Raw genomic sequence first — 3,043 nt, 5'->3', positions numbered from 1 at the left:
GGGTGTCCTCACACTCGGTCGTCGTCATGCGTCACCCCCTGCAATCCGAAGTTCGAACTGATGTTCGATTCACTGCTGGAACTGTAACCCACCCCACCGACAAAGTCACCAATCCTGCACAGACGCACCCCTATTCGCGAAACTCGGCTCACATCCGAACCCCGTCCAGCTGATGAGATTCCTGGGCGAGCTCACACTTCAGACCACCCGGTACATTCGATGGATGAGCATCGACTCCCCCGCCAAGCCCACGCGTCGCACCGCTCGGTGGATCGCTGGCATCGTCGCAGCGGCAATCGTGATCGCTGCCGGGGTCCTGTGGATGGCGCCGAGCCGATACTTGCCGTGGGACACGACGCCATTCCCCGAGATCGACCCTTCAGCACTCACCACGGAGCAGGCGACGGTAGTCGAGCTCGTCCGAGCCGAGCACGAGAGGCAGCGGCCGGGGACGTTCTATTCCGAAGGCGTCGACGAGGCTTGGTGCGCGAATTTCGTCAGCTGGATCATGAACGAGGCCGGGCAACCGCTGAGCAACCCGAACTCGGGCAGCTGGCGCATTCCGGGGGTGTACACGCTCACTGAGTACTACCAGGCGCAGGGCAGGTTCGAACCGAAGGGGTATCTACCGTCGGTCGGCGATGTGGTGTTGTACGACAACAGCAGCTGGGTCGGCCAGCACACCAACATCGTCGTCGCGGTCGATGGCGAGACCGCAACCACTGTGGGCGGCAACGAGCTCGGGAAGATTCGTGTTCACACCGTCGATGCGCTGTCCGACTCCGCCATCGTCGGATTCGGAACCCTCGCATAGGCACGCCTCGCGCACAACCTCCGACAATTCACCCCAACAGCTTCTTCTGCACCTTGCCCATCGCGTTGCGAGGAAGCGATTCCACGACGCGGATTTCCCTGGGCCGCTTGTGGATCGACAGCTCGGACGCCACCAGATCGATCAGCACCTGCGGCTCGACGTCGCTACCGACCACGTAGGCGACGATCCGTTGCCCGAGATCCTCATCGGGAACGCCGATAACGGCCACCTCGTCGACACTGGCGTGGCCCAACAGAACGGTCTCGATCTCGCCCGCGCCCACTCGGTATCCGCCCGACTTGATCAGGTCCGTCGATGCTCGGCCGACGATGCGGTGAAAACCGTCGGGGTCGATGACGGCCACGTCGCCAGTGTCGAACCAGCCGTCCTCGGTGAACGACTTGGCCGTCGCTTCCGGGTTGTTCAGATATCCGTCGAACATCATCGGTCCACGTACCTGCAGTGCCCCGACGGATTCGCCGTCGTGCGGCAGGATTTCTCCGTTTTCGCCGCGCAACCGGGTCTCGACGCCTTTCACCGGCACCCCCACCGAGCCCGGCCTGCGGTCGCCGTCGGCGCGGGTGCTGATCGTGATGAGAGTTTCGCTCATTCCGTATCGCTCGATCGGCGCCTGACCCGTCAGAGCGCGTAGCTTCTCGAACACGGGTACGGGCAACGGTGCGCTTCCCGAGACGAGGAGCCGGGCAGTGGACAGGGCGCGGGCGGAGTCCTCGTCGGCCGCTACCCGCGACCAGACGGTCGGCACCCCGAAGTAGAGCGATCCGCGGGCCGCAGCGTAGAGCGCAGGCGTCGGCTTGCCCGTGTGAATCACCGGGCTTCCTACGCGCAGAGGTCCGAGCAGCCCGAGGATGAGTCCGTGCACATGGAACAGCGGGAGACCGTGCACGAGTGTGTCTTTCCATGTCCACTGCCAGGCGTCGGCGAGCGCGTCGATGTCCGCAGCGATGGCCTGACGGGACAGCAGCACGCCTTTGGGAGGACCCGTCGTGCCGGAGGTGTAGAGCACGAACGCGATCGACGACGGGTGCGGGTCTGGATAACTGTGCCACGACCTGGCGTGCTGCCGGACGGGTAGCACCTGCAGTCCTGCCGTGTCCTCCGGCGCCTCCCCGAGCCATGCCTGCGCGCCCGAGTCGCGCAGAATGTGCTCACGCTCTGCTGGGCCCGCATCCGGCGGGACAGGGACGACGGTCACGCCGGCGATGAGACAGCCGACGACCGCGAGCACGGTCTTGACCGACGGTGTCGCCAGCACTGCCAGCCGCTCTGCCTGGGCTACGCGCTCGGCCACGGACGTCGCGGCACCGAGAATGTCGCCTCGGGACAGTGCGGTATCGCCGATGGTGACGGCGTCGGGAATGTCCTCTCCGCGGGCGACGGCGAGTGGGTTCAATGAACGAAGCAGCACATGGCTACCGTACATACATGGATGCCGACGGAATCGACACCGGCGACTACGCCGAATACATGACCGTCCCCGCCGGAGACCTGCAGCCCGGGGTCTATCTCATCGGGACCGATGCGGAACAGGACGCGGACACCGAGGAAGAACTGGAGGACGACCTCGAGAACGACGACGACCTGGACATCGAACATGTCAGTGACGGCGCTCCGAGACTCGTGTACTCCGTCCAATCCGACGACTTCTGGACGCGAGTCGAGCTCGCCGACCTACGCGCGACGCAGATCTACGAGGAAGCACACGCACGCAACCCGTCGACCAACACCGAACCAAAGCGGTTCACGACGGTAGAGGCGTTCGGAAGCAACGAGCTCGTCTACATTCTCCGCATCAGACGCGGAGGGTGGGGAGACGAATGACCCCGGAGGCAGCTAGCTGGTGAGTCGCTCGGTCGCGGCGTGAATACGCTCGTCCGTCGCGGTCAGTGCGATTCGTACGTGCTGGGATCCACCCGGCCCGTAGAACTCTCCTGGCGCCGCCAAGATGCCGCGCTCGGCGAGCCAATCGACGGTGTCGCGGCACGGCTCGCCTCGGGTGGCCCACAGGTACAGGCCTGCCTCGGAGTGGTCGACGGTGAAGCCGGCCTTCTCGATCGCGCTCTTCAGTTCGGTACGGCGAACCCGGTAGCGCTCGCGCTGCACGTTTTCATGCTCGTCGTCGCCCAGCGCCACAGTCATTGCAGCCTGGATCGGAAGCGGCACCATCATGCCCGCATGCTTACGTACCTCGAGGAGATCGTTCACCAG

Annotated in this window: 4 protein-coding genes; 2 read left to right on the top strand and 2 right to left on the bottom strand. The window is 64.7% G+C overall.

Annotated elements, in window-relative coordinates:
• Positions 1–223: 223 nt before the first annotated feature.
• Positions 224–814, top strand: a complete 591-nt coding sequence (locus A2J03_RS29415; RefSeq protein ID WP_068381776.1) for a CHAP domain-containing protein — start codon at positions 224–226, stop codon at positions 812–814.
• Positions 815–842: 28 nt separating this feature from the next.
• Here the strand turns inward: A2J03_RS29415 and A2J03_RS29410 are convergent, their stop codons facing one another.
• A complete protein-coding gene (locus A2J03_RS29410; RefSeq protein WP_197481032.1) occupies positions 843–2,243 on the bottom strand; it encodes an acyl-CoA synthetase in 1,401 nt (466 codons plus the stop codon).
• 17 nt (positions 2,244–2,260) lie between these two features.
• Here A2J03_RS29410 and A2J03_RS29405 point away from each other — a divergent pair, with 17 nt between their 5' ends.
• Positions 2,261–2,656, top strand: coding sequence for a hypothetical protein (locus A2J03_RS29405; RefSeq protein ID WP_068381770.1), 396 nt, complete (start codon positions 2,261–2,263; stop codon positions 2,654–2,656).
• A gap of 12 nt (positions 2,657–2,668) precedes the next feature.
• Here the strand turns inward: A2J03_RS29405 and A2J03_RS29400 are convergent.
• The coding region (locus A2J03_RS29400) for an aminotransferase class I/II-fold pyridoxal phosphate-dependent enzyme (RefSeq protein ID WP_156520656.1) at positions 2,669–3,043 on the bottom strand (375 nt) is incomplete at its 5' end.

This window comes from Rhodococcus sp. EPR-157 (genome assembly GCF_001647195.1).
Lineage (GTDB): Bacteria > Actinomycetota > Actinomycetes > Mycobacteriales > Mycobacteriaceae > Rhodococcoides.
The sequence above is the reverse complement of the archived record's forward strand: the minus strand, read 5'-3'. Positions and strand labels throughout refer to the sequence as shown.

Bases quoted from the DNA above. Each gene is read 5' to 3' on its own strand.
- A2J03_RS29415 (WP_068381776.1), top strand. From the start codon at position 224: ATGAGCATCGACTCCCCCGCCAAGCCCACGCGTCGCACCGCTCGGTGG.
- A2J03_RS29405 (WP_068381770.1), top strand. From the start codon at position 2,261: ATGGATGCCGACGGAATCGACACCGGCGACTACGCCGAATACATGACC.